Origin of the sequence: Halobaculum rarum (genome assembly GCF_040025155.1) — an archaeon.
GTDB classification, from domain to species: Archaea; Halobacteriota; Halobacteria; order Halobacteriales; family Haloferacaceae; genus Halobaculum; species Halobaculum rarum.
Map to the genome: position 1 here is coordinate 627,329 of NZ_CP157275.1, position 16,606 is coordinate 643,934.

The 16,606-nt window shown below is 69.8% G+C and carries 15 protein-coding genes; 5 read left to right on the forward strand and 10 right to left on the reverse strand.

The genetic code is table 11. From position 1 onward, the window contains the following. Positions 1-106 precede the first annotated feature (106 nt). Positions 107-865 carry a hypothetical protein gene (locus tag ABJD39_RS03305; RefSeq protein ID WP_431357863.1) on the forward strand — a complete coding sequence of 253 codons (759 nt, stop codon included), beginning with the start codon at positions 107-109 and terminating at the stop codon, positions 863-865. 215 nt (positions 866-1,080) lie between these two features. After that, complete coding sequence (locus ABJD39_RS03310; protein ID WP_348612122.1) at positions 1,081-1,269, forward strand: DUF7333 family protein; 189 nt, start codon at positions 1,081-1,083, stop codon at positions 1,267-1,269. A 42-nt stretch (positions 1,270-1,311) separates the two neighbouring features. Here the strand turns inward: ABJD39_RS03310 and ABJD39_RS03315 are convergent, their stop codons facing one another. From ABJD39_RS03315 to ABJD39_RS03340, 6 genes are all read right to left on the reverse strand, one after another. Beyond that, on the reverse strand, positions 1,312-2,472 hold the full coding sequence (locus tag ABJD39_RS03315; protein ID WP_348612124.1) for a DUF373 family protein: 1,161 nt from the start codon (positions 2,470-2,472) through the stop codon (positions 1,312-1,314). A gap of 96 nt (positions 2,473-2,568) precedes the next feature. Next, positions 2,569-3,588 carry a signal peptide peptidase SppA gene (gene sppA, locus ABJD39_RS03320; RefSeq protein ID WP_348612126.1) on the reverse strand — a complete coding sequence of 340 codons (1,020 nt, stop codon included), beginning with the start codon at positions 3,586-3,588 and terminating at the stop codon, positions 2,569-2,571. Positions 3,589-3,714: 126 nt separating this feature from the next. Continuing rightward, positions 3,715-4,638 carry a coiled-coil protein gene (locus ABJD39_RS03325; protein WP_348612128.1) on the reverse strand — a complete coding sequence of 308 codons (924 nt, stop codon included), beginning with the start codon at positions 4,636-4,638 and terminating at the stop codon, positions 3,715-3,717. 335 nt (positions 4,639-4,973) lie between these two features. Continuing rightward, entirely contained in the window at positions 4,974-5,777 is an 804-nt protein-coding gene (locus tag ABJD39_RS03330; protein ID WP_348612130.1) for a metallophosphoesterase, read from the reverse strand. Continuing rightward, entirely contained in the window at positions 5,777-7,507 is a 1,731-nt protein-coding gene (locus tag ABJD39_RS03335) for a hypothetical protein (protein WP_348612132.1), read from the reverse strand. Before ABJD39_RS03335 ends, ABJD39_RS03330 begins: the two co-directional genes overlap by 1 nt. Next, positions 7,504-8,769: a Single-stranded DNA binding protein gene (locus tag ABJD39_RS03340; protein WP_348612134.1), complete on the reverse strand. Its 1,266-nt coding sequence runs from the start codon at positions 8,767-8,769 to the stop codon at positions 7,504-7,506. The genes ABJD39_RS03335 and ABJD39_RS03340 overlap by 4 nt, the downstream gene beginning before the upstream one ends. Before the next feature lie 225 nt (positions 8,770-8,994). Between ABJD39_RS03340 and ABJD39_RS03345 the strand changes: the two genes are divergently transcribed. Then, positions 8,995-9,654, forward strand: a complete 660-nt coding sequence (locus ABJD39_RS03345) for a LiaF transmembrane domain-containing protein (protein WP_348612136.1) — start codon at positions 8,995-8,997, stop codon at positions 9,652-9,654. 93 nt (positions 9,655-9,747) lie between these two features. On the opposite strand, the gene mutS is transcribed toward ABJD39_RS03345, so the two are convergent. From mutS to ABJD39_RS03360, 3 genes are all read right to left on the reverse strand, one after another. Next, complete coding sequence (mutS, locus tag ABJD39_RS03350) at positions 9,748-12,528, reverse strand: DNA mismatch repair protein MutS (RefSeq protein WP_348612138.1); 2,781 nt, start codon at positions 12,526-12,528, stop codon at positions 9,748-9,750. Positions 12,529-12,742: 214 nt separating this feature from the next. Beyond that, positions 12,743-13,105 carry a hypothetical protein gene (locus tag ABJD39_RS03355; RefSeq protein WP_348612140.1) on the reverse strand — a complete coding sequence of 121 codons (363 nt, stop codon included), beginning with the start codon at positions 13,103-13,105 and terminating at the stop codon, positions 12,743-12,745. A gap of 57 nt (positions 13,106-13,162) precedes the next feature. After that, positions 13,163-13,738 (reverse strand): zinc ribbon domain-containing protein, encoded by a 576-nt coding sequence (locus ABJD39_RS03360; RefSeq protein ID WP_348612142.1) that lies wholly within the window; start codon positions 13,736-13,738, stop codon positions 13,163-13,165. 134 nt (positions 13,739-13,872) lie between these two features. On the opposite strand from ABJD39_RS03360, the gene ABJD39_RS03365 reads away from it, so the two are divergent. After that, positions 13,873-14,550 (forward strand): DsbA family oxidoreductase, encoded by a 678-nt coding sequence (locus tag ABJD39_RS03365; RefSeq protein ID WP_348612144.1) that lies wholly within the window; start codon positions 13,873-13,875, stop codon positions 14,548-14,550. A gap of 98 nt (positions 14,551-14,648) precedes the next feature. Next, complete coding sequence (locus ABJD39_RS03370) at positions 14,649-15,530, forward strand: MarR family transcriptional regulator (RefSeq protein ID WP_348612146.1); 882 nt, start codon at positions 14,649-14,651, stop codon at positions 15,528-15,530. A gap of 198 nt (positions 15,531-15,728) precedes the next feature. Here the strand turns inward: ABJD39_RS03370 and ABJD39_RS03375 are convergent, their stop codons facing one another. Beyond that, positions 15,729-16,535: an SDR family NAD(P)-dependent oxidoreductase gene (locus ABJD39_RS03375; RefSeq protein ID WP_431357864.1), complete on the reverse strand. Its 807-nt coding sequence runs from the start codon at positions 16,533-16,535 to the stop codon at positions 15,729-15,731. Between the last annotated feature and the right edge of the window lie 71 nt (positions 16,536-16,606).

The following is a 16,606-nucleotide window of genomic DNA, read 5'->3' on the forward strand; positions in this document are numbered from 1 at the left end:
AGGAACCCGCGGGCGGCTGCGCTCTCGATCGCGGACGGATCGCCCGACTGATACGAGAGGGGCGCGAGCGAAACCTTCAATCGGCGGCCGCCGGATCGCACGCTCGATGGAGCAACGTTCCACGGGGCTGTTGGGTGCCGTCCGGATCGACATCGCCAGGCTCCACGCCACGTGGATGGAGCTGGCGTTCCCCCGCCAGCTCGACCCCGGCAGGGTCGTCGGGAAGTGGACGCCCGAGACGACGCCGCAGACGATCACGTACTACCTCTGGGCGGCGATCGGTGCCCCGCTCGTCGCCATCGGCTATCCGCTGTTGCTGTTCGGCTTCGCCGCGCGCGTGTACGTGACCACGGTCGACTCGGCGGCCACGCGGCTGGGCGTCGTCGGCGTCGTACTCCTCTCGCTTATCGCGTGGGGAGCACTCACCGTCGCCGCCTGGGTTAGGGAGTTCTCGATCGGCGGCCTGCTCGCCGTCGGCGCCGCCGGCGTAGTCGCGACCGTCGCGGCCGCCGTCGCCGTCGGCGCCTCCCGCGTCGGCGGGCGGGGCACGAGCGTCCTGATCGCTTACCCCGCCGCAGTGACCGCGTTCCTGCTCCCGCCGGTCGTCGCGGCGCTGTACTCGCCCGCACTGGCGGACGTGGTCTTCCCGAACACCACGTCGCTTGCGGTGTGGCTTCTCGATGGGCCCCTCGCGGTCGGCGGCCTCAACGAGATCATCCGCGCGCGCTTCGATCTTCGCGGAACCGCCTACGTGCTCATGTGGGTCGGGATCTCCGTGCCGGTCGGCTGGCTGTTCGGGATACTCATCGCGCTCGCGGACGTGGTCCGACCCAAGCGCGATTCCGGAACGAGCGCACGGATCTGAGGCGACCGATCCCCTCGATTGGGGCCCGTCTCGGCAGTAGCTCTTACCGGCGGGTACTCCGTTGAACCCCCGGAAAGTAGCACGAAACAGACTGCTGCGTATAGAGAATCAATGCGGCTCTCGGTTACTGTTAATTTCGCACTGCTACTCGTCGGTTAGCTGTTCGGTAGGTCTACGCTGTTAACTGTTTTCTCTGCTCGGCCACAACGACACGTATGGAATACGATTTCGTGCGCTCGGTGATTCCACTCGCCCTGATCGTCGCCGTCGCAACAGTCGCACTCACGACCGTGATGACGTCCTCGACGGTCTTCATGATGGTCCTGCCCTCGATGATCGTCTTCTCGGTCATCGCGTTCTTCTTCGGGATCAAACACGGCGAGTACCGCGCGACCGGCCGGTAGGTCGGAACACGGCTGTCGGGTACGACGGCCGACAGGCTCCGGTCAGCGGCCGTCGCCGCGGTTCCCGCCGATGCTCGCGTCGCCGGTCGATCCCGACCCGGTCTCGTCGATGACCTCGTCGAGGGTTTCGTCGGAGACGCTGGCGGCGACCCGAACCCCGACGAGCGCGAGCGCGATGCCGCCGACGATGAACACCGCGAGCCGCTCGGTCGGCGACAGCGCGTACCCGAGGAGGACGAGTGGCTCCTTGCCCGCCTCCTGTTCGAGGAAGTAGCCCGCGAAGCCGCGAAACAGCAATCCGACCGCGAGCACGCCGAACGGGAGGTTCAGATACGGCGTCCGGACGCCCTCGTCGCGGATGAGCTCGTCGAGCAGCCGGCCGAACGACGCCGTCAGGGCCGCGAGTGCCAACCACGGCACCGCGGCGTACGTGAACTGGAGGCCGGCCACGAACTCCGCGCCCGCGACGGGCGACGCCGAGAGGAAGCCCAAGAAGACGCCGACGATCGAGAGCCCGAGTGCGGCGACGTACGTCACCACGGACACCTGCCCCGAGTACAGCGCCTCGCGAGCGTATTCGGGGGCCGACTCGATGGCCTCGTCCATCCCCATTCCGTAGTACAACAGCGTCGCACCGAGGAGCGTTGTCACCGCCGCAACCGCGATAGCCGGGGAGAAGTACACGAGCAACGCCGGGAGGATGAGCAGCCCGATCCCGATCGGGACGAGGACGGTCTCGCGGAGCTCCTCGTCGGCCATGAACTGCTTGAGGAGGTAGTACGTCGACTCCAGATCGCGCGCCTGCCGGACGACGACGCGGTCGACCGCGTCGACGGGAAGCCGCGACTCGACCATCGGGACCGCACGCTCGTCGGCGGCGGAGTCGATAACCACGATCGCGGAGTCGAACTCGTTCGTCGCGAGCACGTCGTCGAGTTGGCGCGCGAGCGCGCGGTCGGCGCGGACAGCGGAGTCCCCCGCGCCGGAGACGACCGCGACGACGACCTCCTCGCCCTCGTCGGAGAGGTCACGAGCGACCCGAAGCGACTCGAGTAACGAGTTGACGCCGGCGTCCTCGGGGTCCGCGAGGCCGAGGTCCGTCACGAGCGACCGGACCGCCTCCCAGCCCACGACGGGGGTGTCGACGCCGGCCTTCCGGCCGACGTCGTTCGAACGGTCCACACACAGGACCAGCGTCGTCACGTGCGTGGGGATGTCCCCCCGGGTGAAAAAGGCCACCATGGCGAACGTTCACGATCGGCGGGAGAGGCGCCGTACTGCTGGAACCGGTGTACCGGGTTACCGTCGGAAGCGCACGTCGCGCGCGCCGTTCCCACTCCCGTCCCCGGCGACGGCATCGGTGACACCGGCACCGAGGGCGTACGCCGTCGCGGTGGCGCCGCCGCGGAGGCGACCCATGAGGCCCGTACCGGGCGTGAACTCCTCGACGACGGCCTCGCCTCCGGTCAACTCCTCGATCCGGTCGAGCACGGCCTCGCGGTCGCCGAGGCCGTCGACGAGGTCCCGTTCGTGGGCCTCCGTCCCGAGGAACACCCGCGCTTCCGTCTCGCGGACCGCCTCCTCGTCCATATCGCGGCCCTCCGCGACCTGTTCGACGAACTGGTCGTAGTAGTCGTCGACGATGCCCTGGAGGTAGGCCCGTTCGTCCGGCGAGATCTCCTTCAGCGGGAGCCCGGCGTCCTTGTACTCGCCGGCGGTGAACTGCTCGTAGCTGACGCCGAGGCGGTCGGCCAGCTCGTGGACGTTCGGCCGCGACCCGATGACGCCGATCGATCCGACGATGCTCCCCTCGCGCGCCCACAGCTCGTCACAGCCGATCGCGATCGCGTAGCCGCCGCTGGCGCAGGTGTCGGTCGCGTAGCCGACGGTCGGTCCGTCGAAGCGCTCGGCGGCCAGCCGGATGTCCTCGCTGGGGACGATCTGCCCGCCCGGCGTGTTGAGCTTCACCAACAACGCCTCGGCGTTCGGGTCCTCGTCCGCGCGCTCGATCTGTTCGACGACCTCGTCGGCGCCGGGGGATCCGGGAGACGGCGGGAATCCACTCGCGTCGCCGTCGCGGGTGATCGGTCCCTCGACGGCGACCTCCGCGACGGTGTAGTCCGCGAACCGCGAGGCCAGCGTCGCGCCGGCGATCTTGAGCGCGACCGCGACGGCGAGGATCGTGAGCACGACGCCGATCAGTTCGGCGAGGTCTCCGGGAAGGATCACGAACAGGACGTACCCGACGATCGCCGCGAGTACGCCGGCGGCGACGAGAACCGCCACGCTGGCGACTGACCGCTTCGTGGACGATGTCATAGCTCCGCTTCGACCGGCACGGGAATAAGATCCGGTGACTCGTCGACGGCAGTGGCTACCGAGTATGGAGAAAACCGTAGATGCCTCAAACTGCGATACGGACCGTCGGAGCGTCGAATCCCGCGCTCAGAGAAGTCCAGTCTTCTGGAGCTTCATCAGGTCCTCGGTGTCGAGGGTTTCGCCTTCCTTGAACTTCTGGTAGATCTCCTCGGCCTCCTCGCGCTCCTCTTCCATCTTGGCCTCGCGCTCCTCCTTCTTCTCCTCCTCCTCCTCCTTGTCCAGCTCGCGCAGGCGCTTCTGGACGCGAACGAAGTCCTCGTGGTGCTGGTCGGCCGACTCCTGTGCCTCCACGAACAGCTCGTGCATGGCGTCCGCCTCGTCGCGGATCTCGTCGGCCTCGCGGTAGGCCTCGATCATCTGGTTGTGGTGCTCCTGGGCCTCGTCGGCCAGCTCGGTCACCTTCTGGTGGTGCGTCGACGCCTCCGAGCGGACCTCCTCGGCCTCCTCGATGAGCTCCTCCAGCTCGCCGCTCTGGTCGACCTTACCCTTCTTCTCGGCGAGCTTCTCGCGCTTGTTCTCGATCTTCTCGATGAGTTCGCGCTCCTCGTCGGTGCCGAGGACTTCGGTCTGCTGTTTGAACTCGAGGTCTTCGATCTCCTCTTTGAGCTCCTCGATGGACTTACCCGAGCCGAGTTCGAGGTCCTGTTTCATTTCCTCGACCTCGTCGAACAGCTCGTTCGCCTCGGCGTTGAGTTCGTTGCGCGACTCCTTGTGCTCCTGTACCTGTTCGTTGAGCTCGTCCCGCGATTCGCGGTGTTCCTGCGCCTCGTCGACCTTCTCGCGAGTCTTCGCGTTCAGGTCGTCGCGCTTGGACGCGCGCTCGGACGCCATCTGATTGAGCTCGTTACGTCGGTCACGGAGCTGACCGGCCTTCTTGATCAGTTGACCCTTCGAATCGTTCTCCAACTCCTCCTCGGAGAGGGAGACGTTTCGTGATTCATCTAACTGATCGAGACCGTATTCTTCGAGAACTTCCTCTTTCGTTACCATGGTTCGTTACCTCGACACCATACTGCTTCGGACTGAGCGGACGCTCCGCAGCTTCCTGCGTCCGTCTGGGGGTGAAAACACCGTGTCATTCAGCGATCGATGCCACCACGCCCGAAGGCGTTCTGGTACCTGTACATATACGGTTTCCGTATATAACTCCTTCGCTGTTTTCGTGCCGAAAACGCGTGATACGGACCCTCACACGGCCGGAAACGTGTGATCCGCTCACACAGCGATACTCGTTCGACCGATCCGGCAGTGACTGACCGGGTAGGTGCCGACTCGGCGGTAATCGAACAGGCGGTGACGGATCCGGCACCGAACGAGTGATCCAGTCAGATCTCGCGATACGAACCCAGTCGAGTGCCGTCGAGGAGGTACGCCTCCCCGTCGGCGAGTCCGCCGGGGAGAAACGGCGCGAGAAAGCCCTGCCCCTCGACGTTCACCCACGTGCCGCCGGAGCGGTCGTTGAACGCCGGGAACACCACCAGCTCCGGGTCACGCCACTCGACGCCCGCGGCCGCGAGGTCCACTTCGGCGTCGAACGCCTCCCGCGCGAGCGGCCCACGCAGCCACGCCTTCTCCGCGCGCGCGCCGCCGACAGCGTCCTCCAACCTGACGGCGACGTGCTCGTGCCCCATACAGATTACATCGGCCCCGAGCACCTCGGGCGCCGGCCACGTGTGTCCATGGAGCACGCCCACGTCGCCGAGGCGGGCGCCGCCGGCCGCGGTCACGTCGATGCGGTCGCCGAACGCTGCTTCGATCCCCGTGTCGTGGTTGCCGAGCGCGAGCGTCACGGGGACGCCGACCGCCGACAGCAGCGCCTCCAGCTCCTCGGTTTCGGCGTCGCCGGCCCCGCCGATCCGGTGGCTCAGGTCGCCGAGGACGACGAGTCGGTCGGCGCCGGTGCGCGCGAGCAGATCGAGCAGTCGCTCGCGTCGCTCGTCGCCGGCGCTGTCGAGTTCGACGCCGCGCTCGTAGCGGAGGCTCGCCTCGATGCCGGCGTGGTAGTCCGCGACGAGCAGCCCGGTCTCGTCGCCGAGGTCGGCGACGGCGGCGGGCGCGTCCGGCACCGGCTCGACGAGCGGGTGCGACCGGCGATCCGGTGCCTCGTCGCGGTCCGCGCCGCCGGCCATCAGATGGGCTTGAGCGTTCCGTCGCCCGGCTCGTAGCACTTCCCGCTCATCAGCGCCTCCTGGATGGCGTCCTCGGCGTCGCCCGGGCCGATCCCGTGGCGATCGACCGCGGCCGCGACGACCGACTCGCGGTCCACACCGTCGCCGTCGTCGAGGTCGCTCATGACCGCGACCACGGCGTCCTCGAGGTCGACGTCCGGGTCAGCGGCGTCGTCGGTGCCGTCGGACTCGGCGTCGGCATCGGCGACGCTGTCGGCGTCCCCCGCGTTCGTGTCCGGATCCACGCGTTCGTCCGGCTCCGGACGTTCGCCTGTCTCGGCGGGAGCGGCGTCGGTATCGGCGTCGGGATCCGGAGCCTCGATCTCGGATTCACCCGCGTCGGGGACCTCGCTCCCGGTTGAGAACTCGACGCCGTGTTCCTCCTCGACCTCGCGGCGCTCCTCCTCGGAGAGCGCGTCCTCGAAGTCCTCGGGGTCGACGTCCGTCTCCGCTGCGTCCTCGCCCGCGTCGTCCTCGCCCGCGTCGAACTCGCCGAGGTCGTCCGTCTCGTCGAGCGCGCCCCCGTCGTCGGTCGCGTCCTGCTCGCCGCCGGCGTCGAACTCCCCGAGGCCGTCGTCCGCGTCGTCGAAGTCGCCGAGATCGTCGCCGTCGGCGGATTCCACGGATTCCGGCTCCGCGTCAGCATCGGGATCGGTCTCCGCGACCGCGGCGTCGCCGTCGATGTCGCCGACCGCCTCCGCCGGTTCGGTGGCGCCGCCGTCGTCGGTCGCGTCCGTCAGCGACTCGCTCGATCCGGCCGCCGCAGTGTCGGCCGCGGCCGGGTCGTCGGTACCGTCCTCGTCCTTCTCGGCGGACTCGACGGGTTCGGACTCGGCGCCAGCCCCGGAGTCGGCCTCCGCGATGTCGACGTCGTCGGTGTCGCCCGCGTCCGCCGCCTCGGCCGTTGCCGGCTCGGGCGCGCTCGCACCTTCGAAGTCGTAGGGAACGTCGGGAAGCGGGCCGAGGTCGGCGCCGCCGCGGTCGCCGGGGTCGGCCGCGAGCGGGCGGACCTCCTCGCGCTCGTCGGCGACAACTTCGAGCGCGTCGACCGCGAGCGTCCGGGCAGCCTCCAGGTATCCGGTCCCCGTGTCGTAGTGGTCGATCGCGAGCGGGATCCCGGCGGCCAGCGCCGTCGGGACGCCCGCGTCCTCGAGACGGGCGCGGAGCCGGTCGCCGCGCTCGTCCATCGCGAGCGCCTCCGCGAACACCGCGACCCGACGGAGCGTCGCCTCCGCCGCGGAGACGACCCAGCGGTCGCGGGTGTCGGCGTCGACGGTCGCAAAGCTCTCCGGGCGCACGGAGGTGTACACCAGATCGGAGTCCTCCGGCTGGAACGTCCGGGCCTTCCCGGTGAGCGCGACGAACGCCGGCGGCGTCGTCCGGTCGAGGAACGCCGCCTCGTCGGGCTGATACTGGCCGGCGTAGGTGACGAACGCGCCCGTCGGGTCGACGACACGACCGCGCAGCGTCTGCTCGTTCACGGATTCGACCTCCGTGAGCACACCCACGGCGAACAGGCGGTTGACGCGCAGGCCCGTGGGGGTGACGACGTAGTTGGGCGCGCGCTCCTCGTCGCTCTCGGAGTGGTCGAGGTCGGCGTCGTCGAACTCGGCGGCGAAGACCCGGTGGGCGACCTCGCGGTTCCCCGGTCCCGGGTCGCTCCCGTCGTCCCCGCCGTCGCTGGAGCTCATGCCCCCACCTCCGAGAGGAGGTCGACCGCACGCGCGGCCGGGTCGTCGTCGTTCGGTTCGAACTCCGTCGCGTCGAGGTTCGCGCCGTACTCGTCCACCGAGAGGTGGCCGCGCACGCGGTACTCCCGGCCGACCAGCGTCTCGGCGATGTCGTCGGAGACCACCTCGCGGCTCATCGCGTCGCGGGCGGCCTCCAGCGCCTCCTCGAGGGTACCGCCGTAGATCTCTTCCGTGAGGTCGCGGTCGAGGATGGCGGTGACGGTCGCGGTGCCGTCGTCGAGGATCGCCTTGATCCGGAGGTCGTCCTCGGGGTCCACCTGCCCGTGGCTGCGGCACTGGCCGTTCTGGACGAGCCGGCCGCACTCGGGACAGCGCTCGATGAGCCCGGAGCCGTCGCGGACCTCCAGCACGTTGCCGAGCACCTCCACGTCGTACATCCCGCCGGAGGTGACGGCCTCGCCGATGCTGACGCGGGGAGCCGCGTCGCTCACCTCGACGCTCGCGGGCGACACCTCGGTGAACTCGGTGAGGTTCACCGACGGGACGCCGCGGAACTCCCGGACGTACACGTCCTGCATTCGGAGTTCGGCGCCCTCGGTGACCTCCGGACGGGCCTGCCAGTCGGTGAACGGGAGCCGGGCGGTCTCGTCGCCGATGACCCCGGAGTGGATCGTCGTCTCGCCGTCGCGACCGTCGATGGTGCGCTGTTCGAGTTCGAGCACCTTCGCCTCGACCGTGCGGCCGCGGTCGCCGGCCGAGAGGTCGACGAGGTCGCGGTCGCCGCCCACCTCGTACGGGACGTCGAGCGTCTCCCCTTCCATCGCGACCGACGAGGACTCTCCGAGGTTGAGTTCGGGCTCGCCCTCCCACTCGCGGACGCTCGCGTTGCCGATCGTGACGGTGTCGCCCGGATCGAAGCCGAAGTCCTGCCAGGCGGTGTAGCTGATCGTCCCGGTCTCGTCCGCGAGTTCGCCCTCTCGGATGACCGTGTCGTCGCCCTGGTACCGGATCGAACGTCTCCCGACAGTCAGCACACGCGCGGTGACGGTGACGTTGCCCGATTCGGGGCTCACGTCGGCGATGTCGACCGCCGACGGCGAGGCGTCGCCGCCGCCCCCGCCGCCGTACTTGCGGCGGACCGACTGCTTCGCCTCGTCGATGGGGACGCTGTACTCCAAGAGATTCTCCAAGTCGCGCTTGACCTCCTCTTTGTCTTCGCCGAGAGCGGAGGCGAGCTCCTCGGCGTGTGTGTCGATATCCATGTGTTCCGTCCCAGTGTACCTCCCGACTCCTGTTAAACTCTCCGCGCGCTCGCGTGCTGAATGGGGGTTCCCCTGGGGTACTCCAATCGCGTGTTCAGTACGAACATCGGTGTGTGAGGGCACGGGTCCTGCGTGAACACGGATCGTGCTCGTGGGAACCACAGCGATGATTAAGCTGTCACGGCGCGTCTATGTGGACAGATACCACGCGCTCGGAGGTAGCTCATGACCGATACCACCACACCCACCACAACCACGTCCCGCACTCCCCGAACACGCCGCTTCCTCGGCGGCCTCGTCGTCGCGCTGGGGCTCGTGCTCCTCATCGACACCACCGGTCTCGTCGCAGTCGACGGCTTCGAGGTGTTCCTCGCCGGAGCGCTCGTCGTCTACGGCGTCTACCGGCTGGTCACTGAACGGGCGGCCCACTTGTTCTGGCCGGGCACCTTCGTGCTCGTCGGAAGCGGGTGGCTGCTCGTCGAGTTCGGTGTCCTCACGGGCGCGCAGGCTGAGCAGTTCTGGCCCGTACTGGTCGTCCTGTTGGGCGTGTCGCTGCTGCGCGGACGCCGCCACGGCGGGCTCGTCGGCGCCGACGGTGCGGTGATCGACGCCATAGACGCGAGCGGCGAGGGCGGCGTCCGGGCCGTCTTCTCGGACGCTCGCCTCGACCTGCGCGGCCTCGACGTCCCGTCGCCCACCGCCGTCGAGGCAGTCGCGATCTTCGGCGACGCGGAGGTCGTCGTCCCCGAGGGCCGCGTCGTCACCGTCGAGGCGACGAGCGTCTTCGGGGAGATCCGCGACGTGCGGCGCGACCACCCGGAGGGAAAACCGGATCTGCTGATCGACGGGGTCGCGATATTCGGCGACGTGCGGATCAGCGACTGATCGCGGCCGCCTCGGTGGCGGCGACCCGTCCTCTGTCGGCTTTCTGAGGCCCGTCCTCGACCGGGCTCCTGTGGGCCGCCTTTACCGTCCTCCTCACTCTTCGTCCGCGTCCAATTGTTCTTGCCACTCCTGCACCCTCGCCATCAGTTCGACCGGCGGCGTCTCGTTCACGTTCGTCTCGCGCAGCGCCGCGAGCACGTCCTCGATCGCCGGGTCGATCCCGGCCTCCGTGGGTTCGGCGGCGGCGGCCGGTTCGGTTGCGGGTTCGGCGGCGTCGTCCGGAACCTCCCCGCCCGCCTCCGCCGTCGCGACGGCGGGTCCGTTGCCCGCGGGGGTGTCCGGTCGCTTCCCGTTCGATCCACCGACGTTCGCCGCGAACTCGCCCGCCGAGAGATCGAAAACGGCCTGCTTCGTCTCCGCCCCGTCGACGCTGTCGCCGCCGCCACCGCCTTTCGCCTCGATCGCCTTCTCCTCGCGCAGGCGGTCGAGCACCTCGTCGGCGCGGCTCACGACAGGGTCCGGGACGCCCGCCAAGTCGGCGACGTGGACGCCGTAGCTGCGGTCGGTCGGTCCCTCGCGCACGCGCCGGAGGAAGGTCACGTCGCCGTCGCGCTCCTCGGCCGCGACGTGGACGTTCGCGACCCGCGGGAGGTGCTCGGCGAGCGCGGTCAACTCGTGGTAGTGAGTCGCGAACAGCGTCTTCGCGCGTACCTCGTTGTGGAGGTACTCCGTGGCCGCCCACGCGATGGAGATGCCGTCGTACGTCGCCGTTCCCCGCCCCACCTCGTCGAGGATGACCAGCGAGTCCTCGGTGGCGGAGTGGAGGATGTTCGACAGCTCCTGCATCTCGACCATGAACGTCGAGCGCCCCTGCGCGAGTTCGTCGAGCGCGCCCACACGGGTGTAGACGCCGTCGACGAGCGGAAGCGTCGCGGCGTCGGCGGGGACGAAGCTCCCGGTCTGTGCGAGCAGCGAGATCAACGCGCACTGGCGCATGTACGTCGACTTCCCGCTCATGTTCGGCCCGGTGACGATGAGGAAGCCGCGCTCGCGGTCCATGTGTAGGTCGTTCGGGACGAAGTCGGTCGTCTGTTCGACCACCGGATGCCGCCCGGCCACGATCTGAAGCTCGTCGCCGTCGGTGAACTCCGGGCGCGTCCAGTCGTTCGTCGCGGCGTGATGCCCCAGTGCGGCGAGCACGTCCAACTCCGCGAGCGCGCGGCCCACGTCCTGCAGCAGTTCGGCCTCCGCAGCCACCCGGTCGCGGACTTCCTCGAAGATCCGGCGTTCGAGTTCCTCGCGGCGCTCCTCCATGCGGAGGACGGTGCGCTCGCGCTCCTCCAGCTCCTCGGTGACGAACCGCTTGGAGTTCTTCAGCGTCTTGATCTCGCGGTAGTGGTCGGGTACCTGCCCGGCGACGGACTTGCCGACCTGAATGTAGTAGCCGTCCGTCTTGTTGCGGTCGACCGACACGTGCGAGAGCCCGTGCTGGCGCTTCTCGCGCTCGGCGAGGGTGTCCAGCCACTCGACGGCCTCCTCGTACTCCGCCACTAACTCGTCCAGCTCCTCGTCGTAGCCGCGGGCGATGACGCCGCCGTCGCCGCCGATGCTCCCCGGCGGCTCCTCGGCGATAGCCTCGGCGAGTTCGTCGTGGAGGTCGCGGGCCGCGCCCTGGTCGGGCCGGGCGAGCACGTCCGGCACCGGCGAGTCGGCGAGGGCGGTGCCGTCGATGGCGGCGGCCAGTTCCGGGAGCCGTTCCAGCGCCGAACGGACGGCGACCAGATCGCGCGGCCCCGCGGAGCCGCTCGTCGCACGGGCCGCGAGCCGTTCGAGATCCGCCGTTCCGTCGAGCGTGTCGAGCAGCCGGTCCCTGGCGAGGGCGGCGCTCGCGAACGCCTCGACTGCTTTCCCCCGACGTTCCAGCTCCGCGCGGTCGCGCTGGGGCCGCGTGAGCCACTCCCGGAGCAGACGGGTGCCGGCCGCCGTCTCGGTGTGGTCGAGCGTGTCGAGCAGCGTCCCGGTCGACTCGCCCTGCATCGTCTCGACGAGTTCGAGGTTGCGCTGCGTCGTCGCGTCGAGCGCGACGCGGCCGCCCGCGTCCAGCCCGCCCAGCCTGGTCATCGACGCGAGGACGCCCGCGCCCGTCTCGTCGACGTAGTGGAGGACGGCGCCGGCGGCCGCGACCGCGGGGTCGGCGTCGAGTCCGACCGCCGCCAGCGCCTGCCCCCCGAACTGCTCGCCGAGGCGGTGGCGTGCGCGGCCGGGGGCGAACGCCTCCGCCTCGTGAAGGGTGAGGCGGGCGTCGGTCGACTCCCGGAGGTCGGCGAGCCGGGCGTCGTCCTCGCGAACGCCCGGCCCGGGGAGGAGTTCGACCGGGGCGAACCGGTGGAGTTCCGCGCGCACGTCGTCCAGCTCCGTGAACGCCGCGGCGTGGAACCGCCCCGTGGTCACCTCCGCGAACGCGACGCCCCAAGAGTCGTGGCCGTCGTCGCCGTCGTCGTGTTCGACGGCCGCGAGATAGCGCGCCTCGGCGCCGTCGGGGTCGACGACGGTACCCGGGGAGACGACGCGCTCGATCTCGCGGGCGTGGCCGTCGTCGGTCTCGTACTGCTCGGCGACGGCGACGCGGTAGCCGCGCTCGACGAGCGCCTTCAGGTACGGCGTCAGCTCCGACAGCGGGACGCCCGCCATCGGGTACGAGGAGCCGTGGCTCGACTTCTGGGAGACTTTGAGATCCAGCTCGTCGGCCACGAGCTCGGCGTCGTCCGCAAAGAACTCGTAGAAGTCGCCGCACTGCATCGCGAGCACGTCCGCGTCCGTGGACTCCTTCAGCGAGAGGAACTCGCCCACGATGCCGCCGGCGTCGGTCGTCATTGTCTGGTAGGAGGTGGTGCCGTGTCCGGGTAAAACGCTACGGGTCCGGTCCGACTAGTACGGTCCGGTCCGACCGGAGTACGAAGCCGCCGCGGCCCGGGGCGACGCCCCTACCCGACGCCCGCGGAGAAGCGGCGACGGTCCGTACTGCGTTGCGGCGGGCGCTTCTACGTTTCGCCTCCGGACACGGGTCGTTACCGCCGGCTCCGATCGCTCACACCCCGGGGATACCGAGCGCGGAGAAGCCGCCGAGGCCGATCATCGCCAGCAGCGACAACACGATCGAGGCCGCGAGCCACCCGATCAGCGCGATCCCGGCCGCGGTGATCCAGCCGCCCTTGTAGCGCCACTTGATCACCGCGAGGTACGCCAGATACGTGAGGACGGTTCCGAGCAGCGGCAGCCACCCGAACAGTACCGAGACGACGAGCCACGCCAGCGCGCCGATGACTGCAGTCCAGACGGCGTGCTCGTAGCTCCGGGCGTCTGACAGCAACAGCGCCCCGGCGTAGATACCGATCCCCCCCACCAGCGCACTGACGACGAACACGATGACCGAGTCGATGACTGCGACCATACCTCGCTTCCTTCGGCCACCGTGGAAAGTGTAGTGAAGTTTCCGGGCCGGCAGGCGCTACGGGTTCGACTCCTCGCGGTCGCCCGCGGCGTCGGCCGCGTCCCGTGACTCGGGGTCACTCCAGTCGAGCCGCGTCGTACACCACGGGCAGAAGTCGAGGTCGGCGTCGAGGTCCTTCCCGCAGTTGGGACACGCCGGCGCCTCGGCGGCGTCCGTCGGTTCGCGCCCCGGTGTTCCGGCGCCGCTTCCCCCGACGCCGGCTCGGGACGCGCCGCCCGACTCGGCCGTCCCCTCGACGTCGTCCGCGACGACAGCAGCCTCCGAGGGCCGCGCATCCGTATTCTCACGAGTCGCGCGCGCCAACAGGTACGCGTCGACCGCGCTGGCGGCGACGACGAGCACCGGCGGCAGCGCCTCGACCGGGTTCGCTATCGGAGCACCCGTGTTGAGCGCCTCGATGACGTCCGGCGGGACTAACAGCAGGACCGCCGCGAACGTCGCCGCGAACCACGCGAACCCGCGGAGCCATCGCCGGAGGTACGCGTGGCCCAGCCCGGTGACTGCGAGCGCGAGCAGGACCGCGAGCCACGGCCGCTTGCGACCCGTCGGGCCGCCGAGACGGGGGAGGTTCATACCAGGAATCGGGGGACGCACCCGTGAAAAACCCGCCGGTGGGCGCCCGAACTCACTGTCGGGGGCGACTCCGCCGAGAACCACGACCCTCCGGGAGCGACGAACACAAACCCGTGGCTGGCCTTGGTCGCTCCATGAGCACAGATGACGCCGCGCCGGCCGACGACGCGACCGACCGACGACCGGTCACGGTCTACTCCGATTTCGTCTGTCCGTTCTGCTACCTCGGACGGGCGTCGCTGCGGCAGTACCGCGACGACCGCGCCGAGCGCGACCTTCCCGAGGTCGACGTGGAGTGGCAGTTCTTCGACCTCCGCGGGCACAAACGCGCTCCCGACGGCGAGATCCGCGACGACGTCGACGACGGGAAGGACGAGGACTACTACGACCAAGTGCGCGAGAACGTCGTGCGCCTGCGCGAGGAGTACGACGCCGACGAGATGCTCGAGTTCGACGAGGTCCACGACGCGGACTCGTGGGACGCACAGCAGGCCGCGCTGTACGTGAAGGGATCGTACGACCTCGACACGTTCCGTGCGTTCTACGACGCCGTTCTCGAGGCCCACTGGGAGGACGGCCGCGAGATCGACGACCTCGACACGCTCGCCGAGTTGGCCGAGTCGGTCGGCGTCGACGGCGAGGAGATCCGCGACGCCGTCGACGACGGGACGCTGGCCGAGGAACTGGAGGCGCAGTTCGAGGCGGCCCGCGAGCGTGGCGTCACGGGCGTGCCGACGTTCGTCGCCGACGGCAACGCCGCCCGCGGGGCGGTGCCGCCGGCGCACCTCCGGCGGCTGCTGGAAGGGAACTGACGGCGCGAGCGCAAACGCAGTTGCGGTCGATCGGCTCACGGCCGCGATCTGCGGCGGTGGACCACAACCCTATTTGTGTTCGTCCCCGTCTACCGACCGTGAGCGATGACGGTACGGACGGCGGCGCCGACCTCGGCGTCCTCCGACACAAGCGCGACGCGACGCGGTATCGGATCCTCGTCGAGATCGCCGAGCGCCAGCCCGCGGTGAGCCAGCGCGAGATCGCCGACGCCATCGGGATCACCGCGCAGGCGGTCTCCGAACACCTCGGCGATCTGGCGGACGGCGGCTTCGTCGACCGCGAGGGCCGCGGCCGTTACCGGGTCACTAAGGAGGGCGTCGACTGGCTCATCTCCCGCACCGACGAACTCAGCGAGTACCTCGATCACGTCACCAGCGACGTGCTCGGTGCCGTGGAAGTCGAGACCGCCCTCGCCGACGGCCCCGTCGAGGAGGGCGACCGCGTGGGGCTGTCGATGCGTGACGGCGTCCTCCACGCCCGCAGCGTCGCGGAGGGAGACGGAGACGACGACGCGGGAGACGCCGTCCCCGATTCTGAAGGAACCGACCACACCGACGGCGCCACCGCGGTCGCGGTCACGGCAGCCGACACCGGGCAGGACGTCGGTGTCGCGGAGTTCGACGGCGTCGTCGACTACGAGTTGGGCGCCGTCACGGCCGTCGTCGTCCCGGCGGTCCGCGACGGCGGAAGCCGCACGGTCGACCCGTCTCGCCTGCGCGAGTTCGCGGCCGACGCCGACCTCGTCGTCGCCGCCGGGACGGAAGCGGCTGCCGCCGTCAGACGGCTCGATCGGGAGCCGGACGTGCGCTTCGGCACGGTCGACGCCGTCCGCGAGGCGGCCATGCGCGGGCTCGACGTGCTGCTCGTCGTCGTCGCCGGCCAGCTCTCCGCGCACGCCGACGGCCTTCGCGAGACCGCCGTCTCCTACGAGGTCGTCGACGCGTCCCGCGAGCGGTGAGCGGTTGTTTTCAGTTCTGATTCTCAGAGGCGTACGTTGAAGTAGCGAGTCCGGGAGGTCGATGTATGCGCACCGAGACTGTCGTCCGGGTTCGGCTGGGCCTCGCCACTGCGGCCGTGTTCGCGGTGACGGCGCTGGCCGCGCTCGGGCTGGCCAGCATCGCGCTGTGAGCCACGTGCCCGCCATCGACGTGATCGGCTACTGCTGGGGCAGTTCCTCGCCCTGCGGAACGCCCTGCGCCGCCACCGTCTCGCCGGTCATGTAGCTCGCCGCGTCGCTCGCGAGGAACCGAGCGATATCCGCGATCTCCTCGCTCGTGCCGATCCGGCGATCTACCTCGGCGCGGTCGACTTCGTCGGCGGACACGCCCATCTGTTGTTCGACGCCCGGTGTCGCCACGAACCCCGGAGCGATGCAGTTGATCCGCACGCCGCGCGTTGCCCACTCGAGCGCGAGCGTCTCGGTGAGGTTGATCACGCCCGCCTTCGCGGCGCCGTAGTGGCTCATGTACTGCGCGGCCCGTTGCCCGGCGACGCTCGCGAGGTTGACGACCGCGCCGCCGCCGTCGGCGAGGTGGTCGCCCGCCGCCTGCGTGCAGTGGAAGGTGCCGTGGAGGTTGATGTCGACGATGGTCTCCCAGCCGTTCGCGGAGATGTCCTCGAACGGCGCCATGAAGGAGGCCCCCGCGTTGTTCACGAGCACGTCAAGCCCGCCGAACTCCTCGACGGTCGCCTCGACGAGCGCGTCGACGGCGTCGCGGTCGGTCACGTCACACTCGACGGCGAGACAGCGGCCGTGGTCTGCCTCCGACTCCGCGGCCTCGTTGATCCCCTCGGCGACGGGGTCGACGTTCCCCTGCTCGCGCGAGCAGACGACCACGTCGGCGCCGTCGGCCGCGAACTCCTCGGCGATCGCCCGGCCGATGCCGCTGGAGGCGCCGGTGATCACCGCGGTGGAGTCGGCGAGCGAGAAGCGGTCGGCGAGGTGGGACGCGGCGTCGCTCACGCCGTCCACCCCGTGATCTGCGTCGGATTCGCGGGCGTCCGTGTGGCGTGCGTCGTCGAGCCGTCCCGAAG